We start from the raw sequence: 26783 nt of genomic DNA, 5'->3' as shown, positions 1-26783 counted from the left end.
GAGTGGACGAGTCTGATCAGTCATGTGCAGCGAGCTACCTTCTTCGAGGGAAGTGCGGACACCCCAGCATAAATTAAGGACAACCTGAGCTGGGGCACTGGGCAACTTGCCGTATTCCCCGGGTTCCGGTAGGAATTGACCCGTGCAGACGACATACCTGGTCCGACGGTTCACCGTCGACTTCTGTCGTACCTGCACCAACATGTGTTGTCGGTGACCTGACCCGACGCAATCCCTTTCCCCGGACGAGATCTACCGGGAGAAGGACCCTCTTTCGACGGCAGCGCTGCCTGATCCAGCCCTCTCGCCGTGCACAGATTCGAGGACACATGACAACTCTGGAACAGACCGTTTCGCTCACTCTCGACAAGTTCGGCCCCAGCTTCGGGGCCGAGGTCATCGGACTCGACGTCGCGACCGCGTCCGACGCCGAGATAAAAGCCATCCGGACGGCCCTCGTCGAGCACAAGGTTCTGGTGCTACGCGGCCAGTCGATCGACGACGCAGCCCACATCGAGTTCGGCCGCAGGCTCGGTGACCTCACCGCCGGCCACCCCGTGCACGACAGTGGGCACGTCGCCCCCGAGGTGTACGCCCTCGACAGCCAGGACAACGGTTTCGCCGACGTCTGGCACACCGACGTCACGTTCATGGAACGACCCCCGATGGGCTCGATCCTGCGTCCGGTCGTGCTACCTCCGCACGGCGGCGACACCAACTGGGCCGACAGTCAACTCGCCTACGAGTCGTTGTCCGCGCCGGTTCGACGAATGATCGACGGGCTCAGCGCAATTCACGACGGCAATCGCGAGTTCGGCTACTACCTCGCGCAGAAGCGCGGCGGCAAGGGCAACGTGTGGGACGGCAAGGAAGTCACCGCACTGGTCCCCGTCGAACATCCCGTCGTGCGGGTGCATCCGGAAACCGGCCGCAAGGGGCTGTTCGTCAATCCGGGTTTCACCTCCCACATCGTGGGGGTGTCGGAGGCCGAGAGCCGCGGAATCCTGGACCTGCTCTATGCGCACCTCACCAAGCCCGAGCACATCGTGCGCCACCGTTGGCGGCTGGGAGATCTGGTGTTGTGGGACAACCGCAGCACCTCGCATTACGCCAATCGCGATTACGGCACCGAGCACCGCAAGATGCACCGCATCACGTTGCGCGGCGACATTCCCGTCGGACCCCGGTAGTTCCGGGCCCGTCGGATCGAGGAAGATTGGGCGCATGGCGTCGTGGAGTGAACGTAGGCAGCAGTGGGTCGACAGTCGTGAGGAAGCGCGTAACAACGCATCCCAGGCGGCTGCCGACTCCGGTGAGCAGCGTCCGCCCAACGCCTGGCCGTTCATCATCGCCGTGGGCATTGTCGCGGTACTGCTCGTCGGCATCTTCGCGGCATCCAAGTTCGCGCCCGCGGAGAACAACGTGACGCAGGCGCAACTGCTCACCGACGCCGTCGACGGCTTCGTCGAAGCGCAGAACTCCGGCGACGCAGACCTGTTGCGTGCGCACACCTGCGCCGATCAGGTTGGGCGCTTGATTCCCGGTGACGACGCGCAGTACCGCACCGACCGGGCCGGCGAGGTCGAGCGCAACGGTGAGACGTCCATCGACGGGGTGCCCACGGGGTACGAGGTCAACGGCGACCGCGGTGTGGTGACGGTACCGCTGAAGGAAGAGAAATCCGGCGTGCAGACCGACGACCAGTGGAAGCTCATTCGCGTCGACGACACATGGTTGGTGTGCAATGTCTGATCTCGGTATGTGTGACGTAACGGCAAGTGACGGAAGGCTGATCCAGTGACCTACGCAGGTGACATAACCCCGCAGGCGGCATGGGAGTTGTTGCAGAGCAACCCCGATGCCGTTCTCGTCGACGTCCGTACTCGTGCCGAGTGGCAGTACGTCGGCGTGCCCGACACCTCGGGCATCGATCGCCCGACGCACCTGATCGAGTGGGTGAGCTACCCCGACGGCGCCCGCAACACGGACTTCGTCGGTGATCTGAAAGCCGCAGGCGTGGACGGCGATCGTCCGGTGGTGTTCCTGTGCCGCTCCGGTCAGCGATCCATCGGTGCCGCCGAGGCCGCCACCGCAGCGGGAATCGGCCCGTCCTACAACGTGCTCGACGGTTTCGAAGGTGCCACCGATGCCGAAGGCCACCGCGGAGCCACGGGTTGGCGTGCGGTCGGGTTGCCCTGGCGGCAGTCGTGACCAACCTTCCCAAAGGCGGTGGTTTCGAGAAGCCGTTACCCGACGGTGTGGGTCAGGGAACGCTGGGAGTACGCGGCGGCCTGATGCGATCCGGCTTCGACGAGAACGCTGAAGCGCTGTATCTCTCTTCGGGTTTCGTGTACGAGAGTGCCGGTGCCGCCGAGCAGGCGTTCACCGGTGACATCGATCATTTCGTCTATTCCCGTTACGGCAATCCGACGGTCAAGATGTTCGAGGAGCGGTTGCGTCTGATCGAGGGTGCCGAGGCATGTTTCGGCACGTCCAGCGGAATGTCCGCAGTGTTCACCGCGCTCGGTGCGTTGCTGAAGGCCGGTGACCGATTGGTTGCTGCGCGTAGCCTTTTCGGCTCCTGCTTCGTGGTGTGCAACGAGATCCTGCCGCGCTGGGGTGTCGAGACCGTCTTCGTCGACGGCGAGGACCTCGAGCAGTGGGAGCAGGCACTGTCGGTGCCCACGACCGCGGTGTTCTTCGAAACCCCGTCCAATCCGATGCAGTCGCTCGTCGATGTGCGTCGGGTGTCCGAGATGGCGCACGCCGCGGGCGCAACGGTGGTGTTGGACAACGTGTTCGCGACGCCGCTGCTGCAGCGCAGTCTCGAACTCGGTGCCGACGTGGTGGTGTATTCCGGCACCAAACACATCGACGGTCAGGGCCGGGTGCTCGGCGGCGCGATCCTGGGATCGAAGGAGTACATCGACGGACCGGTGCAGACGTTGATGCGGCACACCGGGCCGGCGCTGAGCCCGTTCAACGCGTGGACGTTGCTCAAGGGTCTCGAAACGATGCCGGTGCGCGTACGACATTCGGTGAACTCTGCGATGCAGATCGCCGAGTTTCTCGAAGGGCACTCTGCGGTGCGGTGGGTCAAATACCCGTTCCTGCAATCACATCCGCAGTACGAGCTGGCGAAATCCCAGATGTCGGGCGGCGGTACCGTCGTGACATTCGAGCTCGACGCACCGGAGGGCGAAGGCAAGAAGCGCGCTTTCGAGGTGCTCGACGCGTTGCGCATCGTCGATATCTCCAACAATCTGGGAGACTCGAAATCGCTCATCACCCATCCGGCCACCACCACGCACCGCGCGATGGGGCCGGAAGGTCGTGCCGCAGTGGGCATCACCGACGGCGTCGTGCGTATCTCCATCGGTCTCGAGGACACCGAAGACCTGATCGGAGACCTGGACCAGGCGTTGAAGTAGTAGCTCAGCGTTCGAAAACGCTGAGAACGGTGCGGAACTTGGCCGTGGTCTCGTCCAGTTCGGCGTCCGGGTCGGAATCCGCGACGATGCCGCCGCCGGCCGTGGCCGTTCCGGTGAGTCCGTCTGCGGCGAGTTCGATGCAGCGGATCGTGACCACCCACTCGCCGTCGCCGCTGCCGTCGGTCCACCCAACGGCTCCGGCGTAGAACCCGCGGGAGCCCTCGACGTCCGCGATCGCAGCCATGGCCGCGGCACGAGGAACGCCGGCGACGGCAGCGGTGGGATGCAGTGCCAGCGCGAGGTCGAGCGCCGAGGTCGTGGGATCGGCCAACGTGCCGACGATGGGCGTCGACAGGTGCCACAGCTGTGGCGTGCTGCTCAGTTGGGGTGACTCGGGCACATCGAGCGTCTCGCAGAACGGCTCCAACGCAGCACGGATCTCGTCGACCACGAATCGGTGCTCGGCCTGATCCTTGGCGCTGGCCGCCAACGCCGCGGAGATGCGTGCCTCTTCGTCCGGATCGGTGGAACGCGCCGCGGTTCCCGCGAACGGATGGCAGGTGACGATGTTGCCGCGCTTACGGACCAACAGTTCCGGGCTCGCGCCGACGATCTGCACGCCGGTTCTACCTGCGGGAGACAGGTCCGCCAGAAAGCCGTTACCCATCGGATCACGAGAGACCAGCGCGCTCAACACCGAGGCCGGCTCGATCGGCGCATCCGCGCTCACTTCGATGGCACGAGCAAGAACGATCTTCTCGGCCACACCAGCTTTCAGTTGCTCGACGACATCGCGCACCCGCTGCACATGGACGTCGGGGTCGGGAACCTGACGCGCGACGGTCACCCCCGGTAGCGGCGGCAGGGTGTCCGTCGTCAGCCATGGCCCGTCCAGTCGATAGAACTCTTCCGGTTCGATCAGCGCGGTGGCGTCGGACATGTCGAAAGGTAACGCACCGACGATGTTTCGGCCCTTGCGTACCGCGGCCACCGCGTCGGCGATATCGGGGAATGCGTGGCGTACGCCCAGTCCGACGACGTGGTGATCCTGCCGGGAGAGTACGAACTCGACGGCCATCAGAACGGGTTCTGAGTGCGACCCACCAGGTCTGCGACGGAGTCGAGGACCTTGGTGGGGCGGTACGGATACTGCTCGACGGATTGGACCGTCGAGATTCCGGTGAGCACCAGTATGGTCTGCAGCCCGGCTTCGAGTCCGGAGAGGACATCGGTGTCCATGCGATCACCGATCATCAGTGTGTTCTCGGAGTGGCCGCCGATCGCCCGCAGCGCCGACCGCATCATCAGCGCATTGGGCTTGCCGACGTAGTACGGCTCCTTGCCGGTGGCCTTGGTGATCAGTGCGGCCACCGATCCGGTGGCGGGCAACGAGCCCTCGCGGGACGGCCCGGTGGCATCGGGGTTGGTGGCGATGAAGCGCGAGCCCTTCTCGACGAGACGAATGGCTGTCGTGATGGCCTCGAACGAGTAGGTGCGGGTCTCGCCGAGCACCACGTAATCCGGGCTCGAGTCGGTGAGCGTGTAGCCGATGTCGTGCAGGGCCGTGGTCAGACCCGACTCGCCGACGACGTAGGCGCTGCCGCCCGGCCGCTGGTTACCCAGGAATGTCGCGGTGGCCAGAGCGGAGGTCCAGATCGACTTCTCCGGAATGTCCAGGCCGGTGAATGCCAGACGAGCTCGCAGGTCGCGGGGTGTGCGAATCGAATTGTTCGTCAACACGATGAACGGAATGTCGTTGGCCTGCAGTTCGGCGAGGAACGTGTCGGCACCGGGGATCAGGTGGTCCTCGTGGACGAGAACTCCGTCCATGTCCATCAGGTACGTCCACTGCTGGGGCTTCTCGATATCGGTCACTCCACCATTGTGAACTACGCCGGTCGCGCGCAGGCTGGACCGCAGAACTATCTCCTCGTTCCGCCGGCTTCGCTCCTGCTACTCAGCTCGCCTGTAGTTCTGCGGCGCGTCGAGAGGTGGCTCTGAGCACCTGGCGTTCGCGGGCCGTGGTGCCGCCCCAGACGCCGAACGGTTCGTTGGCCGCCAACGCGAACCGCTTGCATGCGTCGAGCACTCCGCAGCCGGCGCACACCTGCTTGGCGCGATCCTCGCGTCGGCGACGCGCCGTTCGCCCCTCGCCGGAGGGCGAGAAGAACATCTCCGAGTCTCGGCCCCGGCACACGGCATCGATCTGCCAGTCCCAGGACTCGGCGGGGGAGGACGAGATTGCGCGCTCGATCTTGGTGATTGCGGTGTTCTTCGACGTGGCAGAGCTGTTCGGCATCCTGGCGACCCGTTCCTTTCGTCGACGCTGCGCGAGACGCATCCCGCACCTGGCCGTTCGAACCCTCGCTGCATCGCGGACGCGACACAATGGTTGGAATCAGGCTGATTCGAGGGGCTCTGCTCGGTCCGCGGTGTTCGTGGCATGGTGGCTGTATGACCCGTCCGCTCAGGTTTTCTGCATTCGTCATGAACACCACGTCTCACATCGTGCACGGCGCGTGGCGCAAGCCGGAGGCGGAGCAGACCGAGTTCTCCTCGCTGGAGCACTGGGTGTCGTTGGCGAAAGAACTCGAGCGGGGCAAGTTCGATTTTATGTTCTTCGCCGATGTCGTGGGTCTGTACGACGACTATCAGGGGTCGTGGGAGAAATTCGTGGAATCCGGTTTGCAGATTCCCAGCAACGATCCCACCGTGATCGCGTCGGCGATTGTCTATGCGACAGAGCATCTCGGGATCGCGGTGACGTCGTCCATTCTGCAGGAGCATCCGTTCAACTTCGCGCGCAAGATGTCCACGCTCGATCACGCGTCGGACGGCCGCATCGCCTGGAACATCGTGACGAGTATGTCGCCCAACGCTTGGCGCAACTTCGGCTTCGGCGAGATGGCTCTGCACGAGGATCGCTATGCCTGGGCCGACGAATACGTCGACGTCGTGTACAAGCTCTGGGAAGGGTCGTGGGACGACGGAGCTCTGTTGCAGGACAAAGCATCCGGACGGCACAGCGATTTCTCGAAGGTACACAAGATCGATCATGTCGGTGCGCGCTACCGCGTCGAGGGCCCGCATCTCGTGGCTCCGTCTCCGCAGCGGACCCCGTTGTTGTTCCAGGCCGGATCGTCTCCGACGGGCCGACGCTTCGCGGCGCGTAACGCCGAGGCGCAGTTCATTGCATCCCCGTCACCCGAAGCCGCTCAGGCGCTGATTGCCGACACGCGGCGGCTGGTGGTCGAGGCCGGTCGGGCCGCGGAGGACCTCGAATTCTTTCAGGGCCTGTCGTTCGTCATCGGGAGTACCGAGGCCGAAGCGGCACGCAAGGCCGCTGAGCTGGACGAATACATCGACGAGTCCATGATCATCGCGCACGCTGCAGGTGGAATCGGTATCGACCTCGGTTTCTACGATCTCGAAACACCGATCGGTGAGGTCGAGGCGCAAGGGTCGCTGAGTACGTTGCAATGGCTCCGAGAAGCCATTCCCGATCGCGAGCCCACCGTTCGGGATCTGGCTCGAATGCGGAGCCGCAGTGGCCGTGTGGTGGGGACGCCGGACTCGATTGCAGATCGGCTCGAGCAGTGGCGCTCGGTCGGAGTCGACGGAATCAATGTCATCAATTCGACGATCCCGGGTAGTTACGTGGAGTTCATCGAGCAGGTGACGCCTGTTCTCCAGCGCCGGGGCCTTGCGCAACGCGACTACGAAGACGGCACCGTGCGACGCAAACTCACCGGACGCGACACTCTGCCCGCGTCGCATCCGGCGGCCCGATACCGGGGTGCCTTCGGCTGACACCTGGCCGATCGGCCGGGTGGCAAGGGTTGAAATCAACGTGATTTCAACTGGAATGCCGACGCGCACTTGACTTTTCGATCTGTGGTTCTATACATTCCTGTCACCATCCAGAGCGACCGAGAGACCTTGGCTCGATGACGTCGCAGCAACCCCGCCCTACGGCGTGTGGGTGCTACCGCCAGGACCGATGGAGGCACGGCCGATGAACATCTGTATCTGTACGCACGCTTGACCGATTCGCGTACCCACAGCACGAAAACCACGAAAGGCTATTCGGCGATGATCGCTGCCCATCCGACCCGGCGGTTCCGGTGACACAACTCGATTCTCGTCCCAGTGTGGACGCGACGGACGAACTTGCCGACGAGCAACTCGTCGTGGCCAGGACATTGCACCCGTGGCGCTGGGCGATCAGCATCGCCACGCTCGTAGTGGTCGCCCAGTTCCTGCACGGTTTCGCCACCAATCCCGGGTGGGACTGGGGCACGTTCGCTCAGTACTTCACTGCACAATCAGTGCTCTCGGCCCTGTGGCTCACCATCCAGCTCACGTTCTGGGGCACCCTGATCGGCTTCGCTATCGGTATCGGTTTGGCGGTCGCGCGTCTGTCCGACAACCCTGTACTGCAAGTCATTTCCTGGTTCTACATCTGGGCTTTCCGCTCGATCCCGTTGATCGTGCAGCTGCTGTTCTGGTTCAACATCGCGTACCTGTACCGGACTCTGTCTTTGGGAATACCATTCGGCCCCAGCTTCTTCGAGTTCGACGTCAACAACGTCATCAGCGGATCCACGGCGGCCATCATCGGTCTGGCATTGCACCAAGCGGCCTACTCGGCCGAGATCGTCCGTGCCGGCATCATCTCGGTCGACCAAGGTCAACTCGAAGCTGCTGCAGCGCTCGGTATTCCGAAGAGGCGAGAGTTCTTCAAGATCATTCTTCCGCAGGCCATGCGAGGCATTCTGCCCAACGCGGCCAACGAAGTGATCAGCCTGTTCAAGGGCACCTCGATCGTCTCCGTCATGGCCATCGCCGAGTTGTTCTACCAGGTTCAGGTCATCTACGGCCGAAGCGGCCGGGTGGTACCGCTGCTCATGGTGGCCACCGTCTGGTACATCATCCTCACCTCAGTTCTTTCGGTGGTGCAGTACTACGTGGAGCGGCACTACGCCAAGGGTGCAGTGCGCACCATCGAACGCACTCCTGTCCAGAAATTGCGAAAGAAGTTGGCCGAGATCACCCTTGCCCCGCGAGGAGCTACCCGATGACCACACGCGATACCACCACCCCCGGATCGGACACGGCGTTTGCCGTCGAGGTACGCGGCGTGCACAAGTCCTACGGCGGTCTCGACGTGCTCGAAGGTGTGGACCTCGTTGTCCGTCCCGGTGAGGTCACCGCGATACTCGGACCATCGGGATCCGGAAAATCCACCTTGCTGCGGGTTCTGAACCACCTGGAGAAGGTGGACCGGGGGACCGTTCGGGTCGACGGTGAACTGGTGGGATATCGGCGCAAGGGCAACAAACTGCACGAGCTCAGCAGCAGAGAGATTCTGCGGCAGCGATCCCAGATCGGTTTCGTGTTTCAGAATTTCAACCTGTTTCCCCATCTCACGGTTCTCGAGAACGTCATCGAGGCCCCGATCTCTGCCCAGAAGCGCAAACGCTCCGACGTCGAACCCGAAGCGCTGGCCCTCCTCGAACGAGTCGGACTTCGCACGAAAGCGCACGACTACCCCCGTCGACTGTCCGGCGGGCAACAGCAGCGAGTCGCCATCGCGCGCGCACTTGCTCTGCGCCCCAAAGTCATTCTGTTCGACGAGCCCACCTCGGCGCTCGATCCTGAGCTCGTCGGCGAGGTGCTGGAAGTCATCCGCGGCCTCGCCCGTGAGGGTGCAACATTGGTGATCGTCACCCATGAGGTGGGTTTCGCCCGTGAGACAGCGGACACGGTCGTCTTCATGGACGGCGGCGTCATCGTCGAACAAGGCTCTCCTGCTCAGCTTCTCGATGCACCCAGGGAGGAACGCACCAAGTCGTTCCTCGCTCACGTTCTCTAGCTCGCTTCCCTTCCCCAGCACACGAACGAGGAACAGTCATGTCCAGATCATCTCGTCGGTTCGCAGTAGTAGCGTCCGCATTCGCGGTCTTGGCGCTCACTGCAACTGCATGCAGCGAACCCACTACCGAATCTCAGGTCGTCACCGAGGATGGCGGAACCTTCGATCTGTCGCCCGAGCAGGCCGACCGCGTCCGCGTCGACAAGGTCGACGAGATCGCTGCAAAAGTGCCACAGGCCATTCGAGACCGAGGAACCCTGATCGTCACAGGAGCGGGCGGTACAGCACCGCCGCTGCGGTTCTACGCCACCGACGACACCACCATCGTGGGGTCCGAGGTGGACTTCTCGTACCTGATCGCCGACATCCTCGGCCTCGACGTCGATCTCCAGGTCGCGGACTGGTCCCAGAACTTCGTCAAGATCGATTCCGGCGAGAACGATGTGTTCATCTCCAACGTCACGGTCACCGAGGAGCGCAAGGACAAGTACGACTTCGCCACCTACCGGCTCGACAATCTTGCACTCGAAACCCAGAAGGACGCCGACTGGACGGTGGAGAAGCGTCAGGACATCGCGGGCAAGAAGATCGGCGTCGGGTCCGGTACCAACCAGGAACAGCTGTTGGTGGACTGGAACGAGGCAAATGTGGCCGAGGGCCTCGCGCCGGCGGAGCTCGCCTACTACCAGAACACCTCCGATTACTACCTGGCACTGGGATCCCAGCGCATCGACGGTTACCTCGGGCCGAACCCCTCTGCCGTCTACCACGCCGCGACCAGTGGAGAATCGAAAATCGTCGGCACCTTCTCCGGGGCCGGTGATGCGTTGCAGGGTGAGATCGCGGTACTGACGAAGAAGGACAACGGTCTCATCGGGGCCATCCGTGAGGCACTGCAGCATGCCATCGACGATGGCAGTTACCAGAAGGTGATCGATCGGTGGGGCCTGCAGTCCGAGGCCGTGCCGGAGTCGGTGGTCAATCCGCCGGGGCTCCCACGTAAGGAAGGCTAGGCAGAAGATGAGAGTGGTAATCGTCGGTGGCGGGGTCATCGGAGCATCGAGCGCGTGGCAACTCGCAGCACGCGGCCACGATGTGACAGTCCTCGAACAGTTCGGTGCAGGTCACACGAGAGGTGCCTCGCATGGAACGTCGCGCATCTACCGACACGCGTACGTCGACGATTACTACGTGACTCTCGCCGCTCGCGCCTTCGGCCTGTGGCGCGAGTTGGAGCGCGCGACCGAGACCGAGCTTCTGGAGCTGACCGGTGCAGTCGATCACGGCGACCCGTCCGTGATACGGCCTCGTATCGACGCGTTGGCAAGAGCGGGGCTGGAGTACGAGGTACTAGAACCTGCTGCGGCGCAATCACGTTGGTCGGGTCTACGGTTCGACACAACGGTTCTGTACCACCCCGGTGCCGGACGACTACACGCAGACCGCAGTGTTGCCGCCGCGACGCGAGCCGCCCTCGCACGTGGCGCGATCGTGGAATACGAGACGCCGGTACGGGAAATACGCGGCAGCGAGGTCGTCACCGACGCTCGCGTCTACTCAGCCGACGTGGTCGTCGTCGCAGCGGGCGCATGGACGACGAAGGTGGCACCGATGCTGACGCTTCCGCCGCTGGTCACCACTCAGGAGCAGCCGGCGCACTTCGCTCCGGTTCATCCGGAACTGGAGTGGCCGAGCTTCATTCATCACCCGGGTGCCGAATTTCAGGGTACGGATATGTACGGCCTGTCGTCGGTCGACGGCGTGAAGATCGGCGAGCACGCCACCGGTCCGGTGGTGGACCCGGACACCCGCGACTTCGTGGCCGACCCCGCAGGAGTCGACCGCCTGGTCGACTATGCACGCACGTGGCTGCCGGGGGTGTACGCCGATACAGCCGATCCGCTGACGTGTTTGTACACCAGTACGCCGGATTCCAACTTCGCCATCGGCCGGAAGGGCAACACCGTTGTCGCGGCAGGTTTCTCGGGTCATGGGTTCAAGTTCGCCCCGGCGGTCGGGGCACTGGTAGCCGATCTGGTCGACGGGTAATCGAGACACAGGAAGCACATGAGCGCAACGTTCGATACGAACACTCGTCCTGGCGATGCCAAGCCAGGATGCGTCGAGTTCGTCGAGGTAGAGCAGCACGATCCCCTGGCGACGCCTCTGCTGCGGGAATTGGCGATCGAGTATTCGTCCCGTTACGGGCGTAGCCCCGGGGTCCAGTACGAGGAATTGAAGTCCTATCCCGCTCGTGAGTTCGCACCGCCGGACGGCGTGTTGGTGATAGCGCTGGCCGGCGGGGTTCCTGTCGCTGGAGGTGCATACCGGAGGTACGACCCGCAAACCGCTGAGCTCAAACGTATCTGGACATCGAAGGAGCAACGCGGCAGGGGATTGGGCACACTCGTGGTGGCCGAACTCGAGCGCAGCGCCCGGGGGCGCGGGTATCGCCGCATCTACCTGACGACGGGGTGGAATCAACCGGAGGCAGTGGCGCTGTACCTGGCGACGGGTTACACACCGCTGTACGACCGGACGTTGCCGTCCCGGGCAATCGGACCACATCCTTTCGAGAAGAACCTCGACTGAGCCCGGTTCGGTGATGCCGGACGCGGCGGTATCGGCGTTGCGTTGCGGTATCGGCGTTGGGTATCGGCGTTGCAGTACCGCCGAGCAGCGACTGTCAGCCCGCCCTGCCGGCGTTGTACTCGAGTGCTGCACCGACCCAGAACTGGAGGCCCGGATCGCTCGACAGAGCTTCTGCATCGACGGTGATCCACCCGTCACCCATCGTTCGGCCCTTGCCCATCACAGCGTGGTGGGCTCCATCGCGCTCGAGATATTCGGGTTCGCGTGCCCCGTCCACCCGAACCAGCAGGGCGCGATTCCCGGTGCCGACACACGCCACCATCTTGTCTCGCACCAGGAAGGCAAGACCGCCGAACATCTTCTGCTCGCGCAGACTCTCCTGGTCAGTGAGAACGTCGCGGACGCGGTCTGCGAGGAGTTCGTCGTACGCCATGTGCTTGCGCCCTTCCGGTGAACGTTGCTCTCATCGAATACCTGATCAATAGTGGGGGCAACTGGGTTCTCGCACTGAATCCCGTTTGCTCCGGCGTAGGCCTGCGCAGCAGCAGGCAGAGCTGTGCCCTGACGCTGGTGTTGGTCGTCATGCGGGTTGTCGTGGTTCCTCGTCGCCGGTGTCGTCTGTGTCGCCTGTGTCGTTGTGGTGGTCGGGTGGGTAGAGGACTTCCTCGGGGTGGTGTGCGTGGTTGATGAGTCCGCGGCGTCGGGGGTCCATTGCGGTGGGTGGGTGCCAGAGGGTGCGGCCTGGATATCTGTGTGTTGCTGCGGTTTTGGTGGTGGCCCATTGTCCGGGGCCGGTGCCGACGAGTGCGTGGTGCATGTCGCAGGCGAAGGTGAGTGAGTCGATGTCGGTGGGTCCGCCGTCGGTCCAGTCATCGAGGTGGTGGGTTTGGCACCAGGTGGCGGGGCGGGTGCAGGAAGGGAAGCTGCAGCCGCGGTCTCGGGCGATGAGGACGATGCGTTGGTCGGCGGAGGCGATGCGTTTGGATCGGCCGAGGTAGAGGGCTCTGCCGTTGTCGTCGAAGAGGGTGAGGTAGTGGTGGGCGTGGGAGGCCATGCGGATGGCGTCGCGGATGGAGACGCGGGATCCGGTGGCGGTCTTGGCGTAGCCGCAGCCTGCTTCGAGGTCGTTGAGGGTCATGGTGACGATGGCGGTGACGGGTAGTCCGCGGTGGGTGCCGAGGGTCCCGGAGGCGAGGGTGTGCCGGAGCGCCATCTTCAGCGCGTCGTGGTGGCGTTCGCGTTGACTGCGGGTATCGCGGGCGGCGGCAGCAGCCCTCACTGCGCTATCCGGTGACGCGGGATCCGGGGGAACATCACCGGTTGCGTCGTCGAGTCCTGCTGGGTCGTCGGGTGTTGTGTCGCAAGCACAGTCGGCACCGCACTGGCCGCACTCGCCCTCGACGCTGCTACACCCACCGCAGTCGTCGTCACCGTCGCAGTTGCTGTCATGCCACAGTCCGGTATCACTGGAATCGGCATCGTCGGCAATAGGTTCGGGCTTCGGCACTTTGCCACTGCTGTCCCTGCGACTCTCATTCCCGCCCTTGTCGCCGGACTCGTCGTCACTTTCATCCTTGTGGACCACCGATGTCGGGTCGGCAGGATTGTTCACTCCCGGCTTCGCCGCTTTCGAGAACAACGCTTCGAGGTAAGCGCGTAGCTCGGAGTCGACGCAGAAGTTTCCTTCCGACATCCCGTCGGCGCCCTGCTCACCGAGGTAGAAGAACGCATCCCGCCGCTTCCGCGGCCTGGGCTTACCGTCCTCGTCTTCGTCCTCGTCGAAGTCGCCGTCGGGGTTCAAGATCGCATCCAGGTTCGCCACCAAAGGCGCGAAATCGTCGGGCCGCCTGGTGCAGGCGAACCCCACCAACTGCTGCTCGGCGAGATCGCGGGTCTGCGGGTCCACACTGGCCGGCAGATGCTTGAAGAATTCGCGGATCATCTGCACATGCTTGGTATCGAGCAATCCCGCCCGCACCGCGTCCGCGGTGTGCGGCAGCAACGGCGGCAAGGGTTCACCGGACAGCGCAGTGCGGTCACCCAACTCCGCCGCCAGACGCACCCGAGCACCGGCTGCGCGTGGGGTGATCCGCAACATCCACGCCACCGAGCACGGCACCGACCCCGGATACACATCGAGACCGTGCTGAGCGATCAACTCGTTGAGCCAGGTGTGCGAATGCGCCGGCAGCGACCGCGACACGGACTCCATCCGCTGGATGACCGCACGACGATCAGCGTTGGTCCATGCCACCGATGCCTGGCCGGCCAACGCGGCGACCGCAGACTCGACCGCATCGACCAATGCAGCTAGCTCTGGATCGGACACGTCGGGGGCGGGCGGCACCGTCTCGATGCCGTCCACCCCTGATCCGCCGTCCCCCGAAAGCATGACCGGAATCTATCGCGACCCACCGACAAGTATTCGAACACACGTTCGCAGTAGTCACCGGCAGCCTGAACGGCCATCGGTAAACGGAACGTGGCGCTATGTGGCGAATTACACGTGGACCTTCGGTGTGACGTTGTCGATTTCGAGCTGGGACGAGTCGCGCAGATGCTGGTGACGTTGTTCAATGCTCAACAAGGTGGACGTAACGACCACAGCAGCGTTGCTTTGTATCGATGACGAGCAGTATCTCCGAACTCGATTGTCGAGCCGGTGTCCAGTGTTGTGTGTTGACCCAGTGGGGATGATCGACATGAACGACTCATGTGGCTTCGCCGTTTCGTGGAGTACGCCGAAGGAATTGATCAACCGACTTCAATTCGGTGCGAGTGATCTGTGGCCGTAGGGTGCGTCCACTTCCGATCGCTGGCGGTTCATCGCCCAGTTGATCGATAGTGATCGGGGCATGCTCGTCGAACTGGGTGGTTCGGTATCGACACGGGTTGTAGAGGCGCTCGTTGCGACGGCCGAATTATGTAGGCAGTCGGTCAGCGAGTCTGTGCCAGCTGAGGACTGGGAGTATCTCCGACGGGCACTGCGATGGCTCGAGCGTAGTAATTCCGACGTCGATCGCGCCCTTATCGCCGTGGGCGAGGAGTTGGCACTGATCGGGCTCGACGGGATAGAGCAGGATTTCTCGGTTGCAACCTGGCTCTGCATGGATGTGTTGGACCGGTTTGCCTCCGCGGGCGACGCAGTCGGCTACTGGGTCGAGTACATGCGGGGCGGTGAGTCGAATACAACTGAGCAAGACGATTCAGAATCGATCGACAATGACGACGCCGCACTTGCTGTTGCCGTCTGACATCCCGGATTCCCCTGCCGGGCAGCGTGCCTCGACTCTGTGCCAATTGCTGGCAAGCCAGCATTTCGCCCGGGCAGGGTAGTCCTCACAGCGAGCTTTCGGATTCCAGGACGGCTTCGGCAGCAGCCGCAATGGCGTCGCCGATGCGGTCTCGATTTCGATCGATGAACAGTTGATCTCGCGAATACAGTGCACCGTGCTCGTGGTTCGGTCCGTCTTCGACTGCGCGCCTCATCACCTCGAGTCTGGCGATGACGATGTCAGAGAGTTCGTCGGCCCGAGGGGTGGGATACGTCGTGAAAATCCGGCGCAGCCTGTCCCACCGGTCGGTGTCTGGCTCCCACCCTCCGTCGGAAAAGTTGTCGTTACTGCAAAGCGGCGCGAATCTGTAGGCGAAATAGGCCATGTCGTCGATGCGTCGTCCCGGTCCGGCTTCGTCGAAATCGATCAACGCGACAGCCACGGAACCGTCGAAGACGAAGTTGTACGGAGCTGCATCCCAGTGACAGATCACCTCGGGTTCGACGCCTTCGGGAAGGTGTCGAGCATGGCCGTCCGGCAACTGCAGACCGATGGTCGAGTCGTGCAATTTTCGTATGATGCGGGCAGCACTCTCCAGGGCATCGACACTACGAATGGCCGCGGGCATCGGGTAGTTGCCGGCAATTCCATGCCGGTAGGTGAGTACTTCCCGACCCTGAGCATCCATCCCCAAGAAACGCGGAGCGTGGGAAAAACCCCTGTGCTCCAACTCTTTCAGAAGGCAGTGCACGGCAGGCGAATGGTCTCCCGCCGTTCGACGCACCGTCTCGGCTACCCGGTGAACGGCAGTCCTGTTGCCCCCGTGCAAGGGAATTTCCGCGTCGTCCCGCATACTTCTACACTCTCACGTCGATGCAGAAGCGCACCGGAAATCAGCGTCGATCTCCACCCCGGTTGGCAACTGCGCCGAGCCTCTCGTAGTATCGGTAACCGTAGGACCATCCAGAGCGACCGAGAGACCTGGCTCTATGACGTCGCAGCAACCCCCCGACTCGTCGGGTGAGGGTGCTACCGCCGGGACCGATGGAGGAATGCACGTGAATACCCGAGTCGCCTCAGGTTTCGTCGACGGATGCCGTCGGCTGCATGTCGATCTGTGCCGTCTGAACGGTTCGACCTGTCTCAGCTGACATTTCAGCACCGTACATTTCGACACCACCTCATCATCTGCACCAACTCCTTCCTGGGCACACGTGGCTCGGACGCGGGAGTTCTCGTGCGATCGACAAGATACCGGAGACACCCACGTGTCCACTCGCCCTGCACTTTTGGTGGCCGGAGTTCTCGCCGCCACCGCCACACTGCTTGCCGGATGCGCCGGCAGCGCTACCACCTCGGCTGCCGATGCCGGACCCCCGCAGTCCGGCGGCACGCTGCGTTACGGCCTGTCCGGCGCTCCCACCTGCTCCGACCCGGCCCAGTCCGGCACCAACCAGACGATCTATGTCACCCGGCAAGTGGTCGACTCTCTCACCGACCAGAATCCGGAGACAGGAGAGATCGAACCGTGGTTGGCCGAAAGCTGGGAAGTCGGTCCCGAGGCACGGTCTTTCACGTTCCAGCTGAAGGACGGTGTGACGTTCAGTGACGGCACGCCGCTCGACGCCGCCGCCGTAAAAGAGAATTTCGACGCCATCACCGGCACTCTCGGTGCGGCCAAAGCGCCTCTGGCTGCCAGTTACCTGACCGGATATCAGGGTGCAACCGTCATCGATCCGCTGACGGTCCGCATAGACTTCGCGGCACCCAATGCACAGTTCCTGCAGGCGAGTTCGACGCCTCAGCTCGGAATTCAATCCAGCGCGACGTCGGCGCAGTCGGCAGAGTCACGGTGCTTGGGTACCAACATCGGATCGGGACCGTTCACCTACGCGGACTATCAGCAGGATCGCTCCGTCACGCTGGCCAAGCGATCCGGATATGCCTGGGGCTCTGCGGCGTTCGGTCACACAGGCGAGGCCTACCTGGACCGTGTCGAGTTCACCATCGTGCCGGAGTCGGGTGTACGTACCGGCAGCCTCTCCTCCGATCAGCTCGACGCCGTCAGCGACGCACTACCGCAGGATGCGCCGCAGATCGAGGCGACCGGTGGCCGGATCCTGACGGCCCCCAACCCGGGCGTTCCGTTCGGCATTCAGCCCAACGTCACCCGCGGTGCGCTTCGGGACCCCGCCGTCCGCACAGCCCTGGTACCGGCGATCAACCGTCAGGAACTCGTCGACACCGTCCTGGGACCGGACTTCCGGACGGCGACAAGCACGTTGGCCAGCGCCACTCCGGGCTTCGTCGAACTCGCCGATGTCACCTACGACCCCGAGAAGTCGACATCGCTGCTCGACGATGCGGGGTGGACTCCCGGTGCAGATGGGATCCGCGAAAAGGATGGCGAGAAGCTGAGTTTCAAGGTCATGTACTCGGCCGTGTTCGCCGGCAATCAGGCAATTCTGGAGCTGACCCAGCAGCAGTTGCGTGCGGTGGGCGTCGACCTACAGCTCGAGCTGGTCTCCAATTCGGAGGCGACGGCACGGCAGGGCACGAAGGACTACGACGCGACGTACTACAACAGCACCCGCGCCGACGGCGACATTCTGCGTACCTCGTTTGCGGTGGACGGACGAAACCTGAACGCGCGCGGCCCGATCCCTGATCTGGATGCATCGTTGACCGATCAGCTCGGGGCCACGGACGTGCCGGCGCGCAACGGAATTCTCGCTACGGCGCAGCAGCAGGTGCTGGACAACGGCTTGTGGATTCCCACAATCGAGCTTTCGCAGGCGGTCGGCGCGGCGTCGAAAGTGCAGGATCTGAATTTCGAGGCCTCGGCGCGGCTGCAGTTCTTCGATACCTGGCTGAGCGCATGACCCGCTACATCGGACAGCGGGTACTGCAAGCAGCGGCCGTGCTGTGGGCGGCGTTCACCATCTCGTTCATCGTGCTGTTCCTGCTGCCGTCGGACCCGGTCAGTCTTGCCGTGGATTCGGCCGGCTCGGGTACCCCGGCCGACGCTGCAGCCATCGCTGAGCTGCAGGCTCGTTACGGTCTCGATCAGCCGGTGCTGGTGCAGTACTGGCACTCGCTGGTCGGTGCCGTGCAGGGTGATTTCGGATTGTCCATCGCCACCGGTCAGCCGGTGACTACGGCCATCCTCGACGCGGTGCCCAGCACACTCGGCCTGGCGGGGACGGCCCTGGTGCTGGCCGTCGTATTCGGATCCGCGGTGGCGTACGCAGCCACGTACACCCAGATCCCATGGCTGAAGAATTTGCTGTTCGCGCTTCCCCCGCTGGGAGTGGCTGTGCCGACCTTCTGGGTAGGACTACTGCTGCTGCAACTGTTCTCGTTCCGACTGCGCTGGTTCCCGGCGTTCGGTGACGCCGGCGCGGCATCGTTGGTGCTGCCTGCTGTGACACTGGCACTGCCGACCGGTGCCGTCATCGCTCAGGTGCTCGCCACCAGTATGGCCACCACATGGAAACAACCGTTCGTCGATGTCGCTCGCGCCAAGGGTGCCTCGCGGCTACGGGTGCAGACTCGGCACGTCCTACGGCTGTCGTCCATCCCTGCTTTCACGATCGCGGGTGTGTTGGTGGGGACGCTGCTCGCCGGATCGGTCGTCGTCGAGACAGTGTTCTCGCGCTCCGGAGTGGGGCGGCTGACTCAGACGTCGGTGCTGGCGCAGGACATTCCGGTGGTGCAGGGCATTGTCGTTCTGACCTCGCTGGTCTTCGTCCTGGTCAATCTCGCGGTCGACCTGCTCTATCCGCTGATCGATCCACGCATCGTGCGCGAATACCGGCCGATGCAGGCCAGTGCAGAACCGGAGAAAGCTCATGTCTGACATACTGATTCGTGAACCGGCGGTCCATTCGGACACTCCCGCAACAGCCGAGGACGCACCGGCCGCCACACGGCGCCGGAGTCCGCGGAATGTACTGAAACATCTCTGGCTCGGTGCATCCGTGATCGTGCTGCTGCTGGCACTGGGCTTCGCGCTGTTTCCATCCGTCTTCGCGAGTGGCGATCCTTTAGTGGGTACACCGGCGGACAAGCTGCAGGCACCGAGCGCGTCGCACTGGTTCGGCACCGACAACATCGGCCGCGACGTCTTCACCCGAGTGGTGCACGGTTCCGGTCTGTCGCTGACAGCAACGCTGTTGGCAGTCGGTATCGCGCTGGTGGTCGGCTCGATCATCGGTCTGGTGTCCGGTGCCGTCGGCGGAATAGTCGACGCGGTGCTGATGCGCATCGTCGATGTGCTGCTGTCGATTCCGACGCTGTTGCTCTCGTTGGCATTGGTCACAGCTCTGGGCTTCGGCACCGTCAATGTCGCTATCGCCGTCGGTGTCACATTGATCGCGAATTTCGCCAGAGTGATGCGCTCGGAGGTGCTGCGGGTGCGCAGATCACTGTACGTCGAAGCGGCCTACGCCTCGGGTGTGCGGTGGTTCGACGTGTTCCGTAGGCACATCCTCCGCAACTCCTACGGCCCGGTGATCGCGCTTGCGGCAGTCGAGTTCGGTATGGCAGTTCTTGCGGTATCCGCGCTGAGCTTCCTCGGTTTCGGCGCTGCTCCGCCCACCCCGGAATGGGGATCGCTGATATCGGAGGGACGCAACTTCCTGGCCACCGCGTGGTGGATGACCACACTGCCGGGGTTGGTGATCGTGGCCGTCGTACTGTCTGCACACCGTCTCGGTCATGCACTCGAGAGGCGATCGCAATGAGTCCCATCCTCGAAGTGCAGAACCTGCACGTGAACTACGGCGAGACCACAGCCGTCTCCGGCATCGATTTCACCGTCGACCGCGGCGAAGTAGTGGCCGTGGTCGGTGAATCGGGCTCCGGGAAATCGACGACTACGCATGCCCTCATCGGTTTGCTCTCGGGATCCGGGCGCATCGTGGGCGGGTCGGTGACGTTCGACGGCCAGCGACTCGACACCGCCTCGGACAAGACGTTGAATCGGTTGCGTGGCCGACACATCGGGCTCGTACCGCAAGATCCGACGACCTCGCTGAACCCGGTGGTTCGCGTCGGTGATCAAGTTGCCGAGGTGCTGCGGGTGCACGGCCTCGCAGGTCGCCGCTCCGCGAAGGTCGAGGCCATTCGCATCCTCACCGAAGCCGGTCTGGACAACCCCGAAGTGCGCGCGCGGCAATATCCGCAAGACCTGTCCGGTGGGCAGCGTCAGCGCGTGTTGATCGGAATCGCGCTGGCATGCCGACCGGAACTGGTGATCGCCGACGAGCCGACCAGCGCCCTCGACGTCACCGTGCAGCGACGCATTCTCGACCATCTCGACGCCAGAATCGCCGAGACCGGTGCTGCAGTTCTGCTGATCACTCACGACTTGGGCGTGGCCGCGGACAGAGCGGATCGACTCATCGTCATGAGCGCAGGCCGGATTGTCGAAACCGGCCCTACCGCAGAGATACTGGCGAACCCGACGCATGCGTACACCCGGCAGCTGCTGGCTGCGGCACCGTCGTTGAACACGTCCATCCGACCCGCACGTACCACGGTGGCCGAGCCGATCCTGACGGTCAGCGACGTCTCGAAGCGGTTCACCATCGGCCGCGGCGTTCACCTCGACGCGGTCAAGGGAGCCACGCTGACCATCGAACGCGGGCGGACGGTCTCGCTCGTCGGCGAGTCCGGGTCCGGTAAGTCCACGTTGGCGCGCATCGCGATCGGTCTCGAGACCGCGTCGTCGGGTTCGGTCACGTTCGACGGCGTGGACATCACAGGTCTGCGTGGCAAGGCCAGGCGTGAACTGCGGCGACGTGTTCAGATCGTCTATCAGAACCCGTACGCGTCACTGAACCCGAAGCTGCGCGTCGGCGAGATCGTACGAGAACCGTTGGACGCGTTCAAGGTCGGTTCCTCGCGTGAGCGTTCCGAGCGTGCGCGGACGCTGCTGGACCAGGTGGCACTCACCAGTGACTACCTGGCTCGCCGGCCCGCCGAGCTGTCGGGTGGGCAACGCCAGCGCGTCGCCATCGCCCGAGCATTGGCGCTGGCACCCGAGCTGGTGGTGCTCGACGAGCCGGTCTCGGCACTCGACGTATCGGTACAGGCACAGATCCTGACCCTGCTCCACGACTTGCAGTCCGAACTGGGCCTGAGCTACCTCTTCATCTCCCACGATCTGGCCGTCGTCCGTCAGATCAGCGACACCGTGGCCGTCATGCAATCCGGCGTCATCGTGGAATACGGCGATACCGCAGCACTGTTCGACAATCCACAGCAGGATTACACCCGCGAGCTACTCGGGGCCATTCCCGGACGCGCGCACGAGAAAGCGAGCACCAGTGTCTGACAAACTGTTTCTGACCACTGTCGAGCCGAGAGGCACCGGTGCCCATCCGCAGGCCTGGCGTCGCCCGGATTCGCGCGCCGAAGAGGTTTTCACAGCGGGGTTCTGGATAGACCAGCTCCAGGCTGCAGACCGAGCGGGCATCGATCTGGTGTTCCTGGGCGATTCGTTCGACCGTCGGACGCTCGAGGCCGCAGCCATCGCAGCACGTGCGGCAGCCCTCACCGAGAAGGTCGGGCTGGTGCCCACGATCACCGTCACCCATACCGAGCCCTTCCACATCTCGAAGCAGATTGCGAGCCTGGATTTCGCCTCTCACGGCCGGGCCGGGTGGCAGGTCGAGGTGAGTCCGGGGGCCGAACAGGCAGCGCTCTTCGGACGTAAAGCGGAGCAGGACAACGGCAGCCTGTGGCGTGAGGCGGACGAGGCAATCGAGGTTGTCACCAGGCTGTGGGACAGCTGGGAAGACGACGCGGAGATCCGGGACGTCGAGTCGGGCCGATTCATAGACCGAGACAAGCTGCACTACATCGACTTCGAGGGGGAGAACTTCTCAGTCAAGGGTCCGTCGATCACTCCGAGATCTCCGCAAGGTCAGCCCCTCGTCGTGATCCGCGCCGACTGCGAGGAGTCCGTCGCGGTGGCCGCTGCGCGCGCCGACATCGTCCGCATCGCCGCCGACACGGTCGAGGACGCGGCGACTGCCGCCGCCCGCATCCGGCGGTCCGTCGTCGCCGACGGTCGTGACCCGGCCGAGGTGTTCGTCTTGTTGGACGTGGAGAGCTTGGTATCAGACTCTGCCGCCGAGGAACTCGCTCAGCTCGACAACTGGGCGGGGCACGTGAGAGAAGCTGAGTCCGTATCGCATATCGGCGATCTCGCGGGCCTGCATCTCCTGCTCGGTTCCATCGAAGCCGCCGGACTGGACGGGGTGACGTTGGTACCCCTCGCGTTGCCGTCGGGACTGGCAGCGCTCCCGGCAACCGATACCCGCAGCGGATCGACTCTGCGCGAGCGCCTCGGCCTGACGCGTCCCGACAATCGCTATGCACTCGAAGGGAAGAGCCTGTGACGAAGAAGCAGATACATCTGGGTGCCCATTTCCCCGGCGTCAACAACACCACCGTCTGGGCCGATCCGGAATCGAAGAGCCAGATCGAGTTCGATTCCTTCGTGCACCTCGCCGAATCGGCCGAGCGCGGGCTGTTCGACTTCTTCTTCCTCGCCGAAGGACTGCGACTGCGCGAGCATCGCAACAAGATTCACGATCTGGACGTGGTCGGTCGACCGGACACGCTCACGGTGTTGAATGCGCTGGCATCGGTGACGACGAAGCTGGGACTGGCCGGGACGATCAACACCACATTCAACGAACCGTTCGAGCTCGCCAAGCAATTCTCGTCGCTGGACCACCTGTCCGACGGCAGGGCGGCATGGAACATGGTGACGTCCTCGGATGCGTTCACCGGCGAGAACTTCCGGCGGGGCGGCTATTTGGATCGTGCCGACCGTTACGTGCGTGCCAACGAGATCATCGACGTCGCGCGAAAGCTCTGGGACTCTTGGCAGACCGACGCGTTCGTCGTCGACCGTGATCGAGGTGTCTTCGGCCGAGAATCCGAGATTCGCACGGTCTCGCATTCGGGTCCTCAGTTCGACGTACAGGGCCGGTTCACGTTGCCGCGCAGTCCGCAAGGACATCCGGTGCTGCTGCAGGCGGGCGACTCCGACGAGGGCCGAGAGTTCGGAGCAGCGAAGGCCGACGCGATCTTCACCATTCATGGCACGCTCGAGGACGGTCAGAAGTTCTACTCCGATATCAAGGGTCGGCTCGCCAAGTACGGCCGCGAGCACGACGACCTCAAGGTGCTGCCCGCGGCGACCTTCGTGCTCGGGGATTCTGCGCAGGACGCGGCCGAGAAGGCGGACCACATCCGGCACCAACAGGTCAGCGGTAGAACCGCCATCTCGTTCCTCGAACAGGTGTGGGGACAGGACCTGTCTGCGTACGACCCGGACGGCCCGTTGCCCGACATCGAACCCAGCGGGGACGTATCCATCACTCGTGGCCGTGCGCGCCACGGTGACCCCCGAACCATCGCCCAGAAGTACCGCGAGCGCGCCGAAGCGGACAACCTGAGCATTCGTGAGCTCATCATCGCCATGACGACGCGGCAGCAGTTCGTCGGAACCCCGGCGCAGGTGGCGGACGAGATCGACAGCTATGTGCAGAACAATGCGAGCGACGGCTTCATTCTCGTCCCGCATATCACCCCGGCCGGCCTCGATGAATTCGTCGACAAGGTGATTCCGGAACTTCAGGACCGCGGCAGTTTCCGCACCGAGTACACCGGAAACACCTTGCGTGACCACCTCGGTCTGCGCCACCCGTACGAACAGCAAGAAGGAGTGCGAGCATCATGAGCGATTTCGAGCAGGACTGGAAGCAATGGCATGCCGATCGGGAAGCGTCCTACGGCGATCCACTGGGTTGGGTGGCGTTGACCGGCTTGTATTGGCTGACCGACGAATTCGAGTCCGTGGCGGATCTTCCCGGCCGTTGGAAGGCCGACGCCGATTCGGTGACCGTCGAGGAGTTCGACGGCGTGAGCACGCTGAATCCGGTGGAGGGCGCGCCGGGCATCCTGGTCGCGGATGGCGATCGGCGAATCGAGGTGATCCGTCGGACCGGTTCTGTTGCGCTGCGAGTACACGACCCGAAAGCGCAGACCCTGCAGTCCTACAACGGTATCCCGGCCTACGAACCGAGCGAGAAGTTCGTCGCCACCGGGAGGTTCACCCCGTACGACTCGCCGGTCACCGTCACGACCGGAGCCGTGGTCGAAGGACTCGAACACCACCACACGGCCGTCGGGACTCTCGATTTCGAGTTGGCGGGCACCCCCGAGCAGTTGATTGCCTTCGGGGGTGTGGGCGATGATCTGAAGGTGCTGTTCACCGACGCGACCAGTGGTGTCACCACGTATCCGGCTGCGCGGGTTCTTGCAGTCGCCGCACCGGTAGAGGGTGCCGTCGTTCTCGATTTCAACCGGGCAGCCAACCTTCCGTGTGCGTTCACCGACTACGCGACGTGCCCCGTCGCACCAACCGAGAACCGGCTGACGGTTGCCGTCGAGGCCGGGGAGAAGAACCCGAGATGACGCGAGTTCCGTTGTCGGTTCTCGATCTGTCCCCGATCAGCGAGGGATCGACCGTCCAGCAAGCGCTTCGCAACACCCTGGACCTGGCCCGCCAGACCGAGGAGTGGGGTTACGAGCGTTACTGGGTTGCCGAGCACCATTTCGTGGCGGCGGCCAGTTCCTCACCTGCAGTGCTGATCGGTCTGATTGCCGCTGCCACCAACAGGATTCGTGTCGGTTCGGCTGCAGTGCAGCTCGGCTTCACGACAGCCGCTGCTGTCGTCGAATCCTTCGGGACAGTCGACGCGCTGTACCCGGGTCGCATCGATCTGGGTGTGGGGAGGTCCGGCCAGCGCAAAGCCGCAGCACTGACCGGTGCTCAGCACGCTGCGCCCGAGCGCGCGGTGTCGTCGGAGGCGGCAGGGCTGTTCCCGGCGGCTCCCGCCGCGGCGGCCCCGCGCAAGACCCCGCTGCTGGCTGCGACGCTGGCGGTGCTGCAGCAACCTCACGCCCAAGCCCCGGATTTCCACGAGCAACTCGACGATCTCGCTGCATTGCTTGCCGGTACCTACGAGCGCGACGGGGTGCCGCTGACGGCGCGCCCGGGTGTCGGGGCCGACGTGGCGCTGTGGCTGTTCGGCAGCAGCGCCGGTCCGACCGCTCGGGAGGCCGGTGCTCGCGGTCTACCGTTCGCGGCGAGCTATCACTTCAGCCCGGGAACGACTCTGGAGGCGATCGACGAGTATCGCCGTGCTTTCGTGCCGTCGGCTCGGTTGTCCTCGCCGTACGTGGCGGTGTCGGCCGATGTGGTTGTTGCACAGTCGGATTCTCGAGCGCACGAGTTGGCCGCATCGTTTCCGCACTGGGTGCACAGCATCCGGAGCGGCCTGGGGGCGATCGAGTATCCGGATCCGAAAAGTGTGACACCTCTGACCGACGAGGAATATCAGCTCATCGTCGATCGTGTGGACACGCAGATCGTCGGGTCTGCCGCGACGGTCGCCGACAAACTCGGCGAGCTGCAGCATGCAACCGGCGCCGACGAATTGGTGATCACCTCGGCGACGCACGACCATGAGGACCGGCTGCACTCGTACGAACTGCTGGGTAAAGAATGGGGTCTGCCGCGATTGCGGGTCTGACCGGAACATCTGCACTGGACGGGACGTTGGGGAGAGCATGACACGAGCAGCAGTGGCGACGTCGTACGGCGGTCCCGAGGTCATCGAGATCGTCGACCGAGAACTGCCCGAGCCGACCGAGGGCGAGGTACTGGTCGAGGTCAAGGCAATCGGCGTCAACCCCTTCGACTACAAGAGCTACAGCGGTGAATTCGGAACCGACGCGTCGAAGCTCCCGATCGCATTGGGCAGCGAGGCGTCGGGCATCGTGCTGGCGGTCGGCGGAGACGTCGAAGGCCCGGGTGGGCCTGTTGCCGTCGGCGACGAGGTGGTGGTCTCCGGCCACAACGGCACGTACGCCGAGCGCATTCTGGTGCCCGCGCGATTCGTGTTCCCGAAGCCGACCGCCCTGGACTGGAAAGTTGCTGCGGGGACCCTTTCTGTTGCTGGAACCGCCTACGACGCAGTGGAATCCGTCGGTGTGAAGAGTGGAGACACCGTTCTGGTACACGGAGCGGCAGGCGGCGTCGGGTCGGTAGTGGTGCAGCTCGCTCTGGGGCGCGGCGCGACCGTCATCGGGACTGCGCGGTCACAGAACCACGATGCCCTCCGAGCCTACGGTGGTGTGCCCGTCGAATACGGTGATGGCTTACTCGACCGAGTGAGAGCGGTGGCACCCGACGGTATCGACGCGGCGATCGATACTGTCGGTACCGACGAGGCCGTCGACGTGTCACTCGAATTACTCACGGGGAAAGCGAGATTGGTCAGCACGGCAGCCTTCGGACGGGCATCGACGGACGGGTTTCTCACCGTCGGTGGGCCGGCGAGCATGGAGCGTCGACGCCTCGCTTCGCCTTTGCTTCTGGAGCAGGCAGGCGCAGGCGTGTTCGAGGTGACGGTTGCCAAGACCTTCCCGCTCGCCGACGCCGCCACGGCGCACGCCGAACTGCAATCGACGCATCCGCGCGGAAAGTTCATCCTGGTTCCGTGACCTGTCGGCTCTGTCGCA

At 63.8% G+C, this 26783-nt stretch carries 26 protein-coding genes and 2 riboswitches; of the genes, 20 read left to right on the top strand and 6 right to left on the bottom strand.

Translation table 11 applies throughout. The features are described from left to right. The first annotated feature begins 329 nt into the window (after positions 1-329). Genes ACFI9K_RS19035 through ACFI9K_RS19020 form a run of 4 tightly spaced genes read left to right on the top strand, consistent with a single transcriptional unit; the run spans position 330 to position 3431 of the window. Positions 330-1190: a TauD/TfdA dioxygenase family protein gene (locus ACFI9K_RS19035; RefSeq protein ID WP_462664943.1), complete on the top strand. Its 861-nt coding sequence runs from the start codon at positions 330-332 to the stop codon at positions 1188-1190. Positions 1191-1224: 34 nt separating this feature from the next. Next, positions 1225-1752, top strand: coding sequence for an Rv0361 family membrane protein (locus tag ACFI9K_RS19030; protein ID WP_462664942.1), 528 nt, complete (start codon positions 1225-1227; stop codon positions 1750-1752). A 45-nt stretch (positions 1753-1797) separates the two neighbouring features. After that, entirely contained in the window at positions 1798-2211 is a 414-nt protein-coding gene (locus ACFI9K_RS19025) for a rhodanese-like domain-containing protein (protein WP_462664941.1), read from the top strand. Further along, entirely contained in the window at positions 2196-3431 is a 1236-nt protein-coding gene (locus ACFI9K_RS19020) for an O-succinylhomoserine sulfhydrylase (protein WP_462664949.1), read from the top strand. The genes ACFI9K_RS19025 and ACFI9K_RS19020 overlap by 16 nt, the downstream gene beginning before the upstream one ends. 4 nt (positions 3432-3435) lie before the next feature. Here the strand turns inward: ACFI9K_RS19020 and ACFI9K_RS19015 are convergent, their stop codons facing one another. The 3 genes from ACFI9K_RS19015 to ACFI9K_RS19005 all read right to left on the bottom strand — a co-directional run bounded on the left by ACFI9K_RS19015 (position 3436) and on the right by ACFI9K_RS19005 (position 5730). Further along, positions 3436-4509: an isochorismate synthase gene (locus ACFI9K_RS19015; RefSeq protein WP_462664940.1), complete on the bottom strand. Its 1074-nt coding sequence runs from the start codon at positions 4507-4509 to the stop codon at positions 3436-3438. Then, positions 4509-5267 (bottom strand): HAD-IIA family hydrolase, encoded by a 759-nt coding sequence (locus tag ACFI9K_RS19010; protein ID WP_222094138.1) that lies wholly within the window; start codon positions 5265-5267, stop codon positions 4509-4511. Before ACFI9K_RS19010 ends, ACFI9K_RS19015 begins: the two co-directional genes overlap by 1 nt. 121 nt (positions 5268-5388) lie before the next feature. Then, complete coding sequence (locus tag ACFI9K_RS19005) at positions 5389-5730, bottom strand: WhiB family transcriptional regulator (protein WP_462664939.1); 342 nt, start codon at positions 5728-5730, stop codon at positions 5389-5391. A 155-nt stretch (positions 5731-5885) separates the two neighbouring features. Between ACFI9K_RS19005 and ACFI9K_RS19000 the strand changes: the two genes are divergently transcribed. The 6 genes from ACFI9K_RS19000 (at position 5886) to ACFI9K_RS18975 (ending at position 11898) form a co-directional block, all read left to right on the top strand. Beyond that, complete coding sequence (locus ACFI9K_RS19000; protein WP_462664938.1) at positions 5886-7241, top strand: LLM class flavin-dependent oxidoreductase; 1356 nt, start codon at positions 5886-5888, stop codon at positions 7239-7241. 103 nt (positions 7242-7344) lie between these two features. Further along, a riboswitch (SAM riboswitch) is annotated at positions 7345-7438 on the top strand. A gap of 144 nt (positions 7439-7582) precedes the next feature. Further along, positions 7583-8512 carry an amino acid ABC transporter permease gene (locus ACFI9K_RS18995; RefSeq protein ID WP_462664937.1) on the top strand — a complete coding sequence of 310 codons (930 nt, stop codon included), beginning with the start codon at positions 7583-7585 and terminating at the stop codon, positions 8510-8512. Continuing rightward, positions 8509-9306: an amino acid ABC transporter ATP-binding protein gene (locus tag ACFI9K_RS18990; protein ID WP_462664936.1), complete on the top strand. Its 798-nt coding sequence runs from the start codon at positions 8509-8511 to the stop codon at positions 9304-9306. The genes ACFI9K_RS18995 and ACFI9K_RS18990 overlap by 4 nt, the downstream gene beginning before the upstream one ends. Positions 9307-9344: 38 nt before the next feature. Beyond that, entirely contained in the window at positions 9345-10319 is a 975-nt protein-coding gene (locus tag ACFI9K_RS18985; RefSeq protein WP_462664935.1) for a transporter substrate-binding domain-containing protein, read from the top strand. A 7-nt stretch (positions 10320-10326) separates the two neighbouring features. Next, entirely contained in the window at positions 10327-11355 is a 1029-nt protein-coding gene (locus ACFI9K_RS18980) for an FAD-dependent oxidoreductase (protein ID WP_462664934.1), read from the top strand. Between the two features lie 18 nt (positions 11356-11373). Continuing rightward, positions 11374-11898: a GNAT family N-acetyltransferase gene (locus ACFI9K_RS18975; protein WP_462664933.1), complete on the top strand. Its 525-nt coding sequence runs from the start codon at positions 11374-11376 to the stop codon at positions 11896-11898. Positions 11899-11992: 94 nt separating this feature from the next. Here ACFI9K_RS18975 and ACFI9K_RS18970 read toward each other — a convergent pair whose 3' ends face one another. Both ACFI9K_RS18970 and ACFI9K_RS18965 read right to left on the bottom strand, forming a co-directional pair. After that, positions 11993-12331 carry a TfoX/Sxy family protein gene (locus ACFI9K_RS18970; RefSeq protein WP_462664932.1) on the bottom strand — a complete coding sequence of 113 codons (339 nt, stop codon included), beginning with the start codon at positions 12329-12331 and terminating at the stop codon, positions 11993-11995. A 147-nt stretch (positions 12332-12478) separates the two neighbouring features. Beyond that, positions 12479-14290: an HNH endonuclease signature motif containing protein gene (locus ACFI9K_RS18965; RefSeq protein ID WP_462664931.1), complete on the bottom strand. Its 1812-nt coding sequence runs from the start codon at positions 14288-14290 to the stop codon at positions 12479-12481. 463 nt (positions 14291-14753) lie between these two features. Between ACFI9K_RS18965 and ACFI9K_RS18960 the strand changes: the two genes are divergently transcribed. Then, the gene (locus tag ACFI9K_RS18960; RefSeq protein ID WP_462664930.1) at positions 14754-15152 is read left to right on the top strand and encodes a hypothetical protein; all 399 of its coding nucleotides are present in this window, start codon (positions 14754-14756) and stop codon (positions 15150-15152) included. 85 nt (positions 15153-15237) lie between these two features. Here the strand turns inward: ACFI9K_RS18960 and ACFI9K_RS18955 are convergent, their stop codons facing one another. After that, positions 15238-15861, bottom strand: coding sequence for a phosphotransferase (locus tag ACFI9K_RS18955; protein ID WP_462664929.1), 624 nt, complete (start codon positions 15859-15861; stop codon positions 15238-15240). A 268-nt stretch (positions 15862-16129) separates the two neighbouring features. After that, a riboswitch (SAM riboswitch) is annotated at positions 16130-16224 on the top strand. Positions 16225-16441: 217 nt separating this feature from the next. On the opposite strand from ACFI9K_RS18955, the gene ACFI9K_RS18950 reads away from it, so the two are divergent. Genes ACFI9K_RS18950 through ACFI9K_RS18910 form a run of 9 tightly spaced genes read left to right on the top strand, consistent with a single transcriptional unit; the run spans position 16442 to position 26765 of the window. Further along, entirely contained in the window at positions 16442-18055 is a 1614-nt protein-coding gene (locus tag ACFI9K_RS18950) for an ABC transporter substrate-binding protein (protein ID WP_462664928.1), read from the top strand. Beyond that, complete coding sequence (locus tag ACFI9K_RS18945) at positions 18052-19032, top strand: ABC transporter permease (protein WP_462664927.1); 981 nt, start codon at positions 18052-18054, stop codon at positions 19030-19032. Before ACFI9K_RS18950 ends, ACFI9K_RS18945 begins: the two co-directional genes overlap by 4 nt. Beyond that, on the top strand, positions 19025-19918 hold the full coding sequence (locus ACFI9K_RS18940) for an ABC transporter permease (RefSeq protein ID WP_462664926.1): 894 nt from the start codon (positions 19025-19027) through the stop codon (positions 19916-19918). Before ACFI9K_RS18945 ends, ACFI9K_RS18940 begins: the two co-directional genes overlap by 8 nt. Then, the gene (locus ACFI9K_RS18935) at positions 19915-21513 is read left to right on the top strand and encodes a dipeptide ABC transporter ATP-binding protein (RefSeq protein WP_462664925.1); all 1599 of its coding nucleotides are present in this window, start codon (positions 19915-19917) and stop codon (positions 21511-21513) included. The genes ACFI9K_RS18940 and ACFI9K_RS18935 overlap by 4 nt, the downstream gene beginning before the upstream one ends. Further along, positions 21506-22582, top strand: a complete 1077-nt coding sequence (locus ACFI9K_RS18930) for an LLM class flavin-dependent oxidoreductase (RefSeq protein WP_462664924.1) — start codon at positions 21506-21508, stop codon at positions 22580-22582. Before ACFI9K_RS18935 ends, ACFI9K_RS18930 begins: the two co-directional genes overlap by 8 nt. Further along, positions 22579-23934: an NtaA/DmoA family FMN-dependent monooxygenase gene (locus ACFI9K_RS18925; protein WP_462664923.1), complete on the top strand. Its 1356-nt coding sequence runs from the start codon at positions 22579-22581 to the stop codon at positions 23932-23934. Before ACFI9K_RS18930 ends, ACFI9K_RS18925 begins: the two co-directional genes overlap by 4 nt. Further along, positions 23931-24671 carry a DUF1684 domain-containing protein gene (locus ACFI9K_RS18920; protein ID WP_462664922.1) on the top strand — a complete coding sequence of 247 codons (741 nt, stop codon included), beginning with the start codon at positions 23931-23933 and terminating at the stop codon, positions 24669-24671. Before ACFI9K_RS18925 ends, ACFI9K_RS18920 begins: the two co-directional genes overlap by 4 nt. Continuing rightward, entirely contained in the window at positions 24668-25792 is a 1125-nt protein-coding gene (locus ACFI9K_RS18915; protein ID WP_462664921.1) for an LLM class flavin-dependent oxidoreductase, read from the top strand. The genes ACFI9K_RS18920 and ACFI9K_RS18915 overlap by 4 nt, the downstream gene beginning before the upstream one ends. Positions 25793-25829: 37 nt before the next feature. Continuing rightward, the gene (locus ACFI9K_RS18910) at positions 25830-26765 is read left to right on the top strand and encodes an NADP-dependent oxidoreductase (protein ID WP_462664920.1); all 936 of its coding nucleotides are present in this window, start codon (positions 25830-25832) and stop codon (positions 26763-26765) included. Positions 26766-26783 lie beyond the last annotated feature (18 nt).

The organism is Rhodococcus sp. PSi06, from assembly GCF_054960675.1.
This window is presented reverse-complemented; position numbering and strand designations above follow the sequence as displayed.

Bases quoted from the DNA above. Each gene is read 5' to 3' on its own strand.
- ACFI9K_RS19035 (WP_462664943.1), top strand. From the start codon at position 330: ATGACAACTCTGGAACAGACCGTTTCGCTCACTCTCGACAAGTTCGGC.
- ACFI9K_RS19030 (WP_462664942.1), top strand. From the start codon at position 1,225: ATGGCGTCGTGGAGTGAACGTAGGCAGCAGTGGGTCGACAGTCGTGAG.
- ACFI9K_RS19015 (WP_462664940.1), bottom strand. From the start codon at position 4,509: ATGGCCGTCGAGTTCGTACTCTCCCGGCAGGATCACCACGTCGTCGGA.
- ACFI9K_RS19010 (WP_222094138.1), bottom strand. From the start codon at position 5,267: ATGGACATGGACGGAGTTCTCGTCCACGAGGACCACCTGATCCCCGGT.
- ACFI9K_RS19005 (WP_462664939.1), bottom strand. From the start codon at position 5,730: ATGCCGAACAGCTCTGCCACGTCGAAGAACACCGCAATCACCAAGATC.
- ACFI9K_RS19000 (WP_462664938.1), top strand. From the start codon at position 5,886: ATGACCCGTCCGCTCAGGTTTTCTGCATTCGTCATGAACACCACGTCT.
- ACFI9K_RS18990 (WP_462664936.1), top strand. From the start codon at position 8,509: ATGACCACACGCGATACCACCACCCCCGGATCGGACACGGCGTTTGCC.
- ACFI9K_RS18985 (WP_462664935.1), top strand. From the start codon at position 9,345: ATGTCCAGATCATCTCGTCGGTTCGCAGTAGTAGCGTCCGCATTCGCG.
- ACFI9K_RS18980 (WP_462664934.1), top strand. From the start codon at position 10,327: ATGAGAGTGGTAATCGTCGGTGGCGGGGTCATCGGAGCATCGAGCGCG.
- ACFI9K_RS18975 (WP_462664933.1), top strand. From the start codon at position 11,374: ATGAGCGCAACGTTCGATACGAACACTCGTCCTGGCGATGCCAAGCCA.
- ACFI9K_RS18970 (WP_462664932.1), bottom strand. From the start codon at position 12,331: ATGGCGTACGACGAACTCCTCGCAGACCGCGTCCGCGACGTTCTCACT.
- ACFI9K_RS18965 (WP_462664931.1), bottom strand. From the start codon at position 14,290: ATGCTTTCGGGGGACGGCGGATCAGGGGTGGACGGCATCGAGACGGTG.
- ACFI9K_RS18960 (WP_462664930.1), top strand. From the start codon at position 14,754: ATGCTCGTCGAACTGGGTGGTTCGGTATCGACACGGGTTGTAGAGGCG.
- ACFI9K_RS18955 (WP_462664929.1), bottom strand. From the start codon at position 15,861: ATGGATGCTCAGGGTCGGGAAGTACTCACCTACCGGCATGGAATTGCC.
- ACFI9K_RS18945 (WP_462664927.1), top strand. From the start codon at position 18,052: ATGACCCGCTACATCGGACAGCGGGTACTGCAAGCAGCGGCCGTGCTG.
- ACFI9K_RS18940 (WP_462664926.1), top strand. From the start codon at position 19,025: ATGTCTGACATACTGATTCGTGAACCGGCGGTCCATTCGGACACTCCC.
- ACFI9K_RS18935 (WP_462664925.1), top strand. From the start codon at position 19,915: ATGAGTCCCATCCTCGAAGTGCAGAACCTGCACGTGAACTACGGCGAG.
- ACFI9K_RS18920 (WP_462664922.1), top strand. From the start codon at position 23,931: ATGAGCGATTTCGAGCAGGACTGGAAGCAATGGCATGCCGATCGGGAA.
- ACFI9K_RS18915 (WP_462664921.1), top strand. From the start codon at position 24,668: ATGACGCGAGTTCCGTTGTCGGTTCTCGATCTGTCCCCGATCAGCGAG.
- ACFI9K_RS18910 (WP_462664920.1), top strand. From the start codon at position 25,830: ATGACACGAGCAGCAGTGGCGACGTCGTACGGCGGTCCCGAGGTCATC.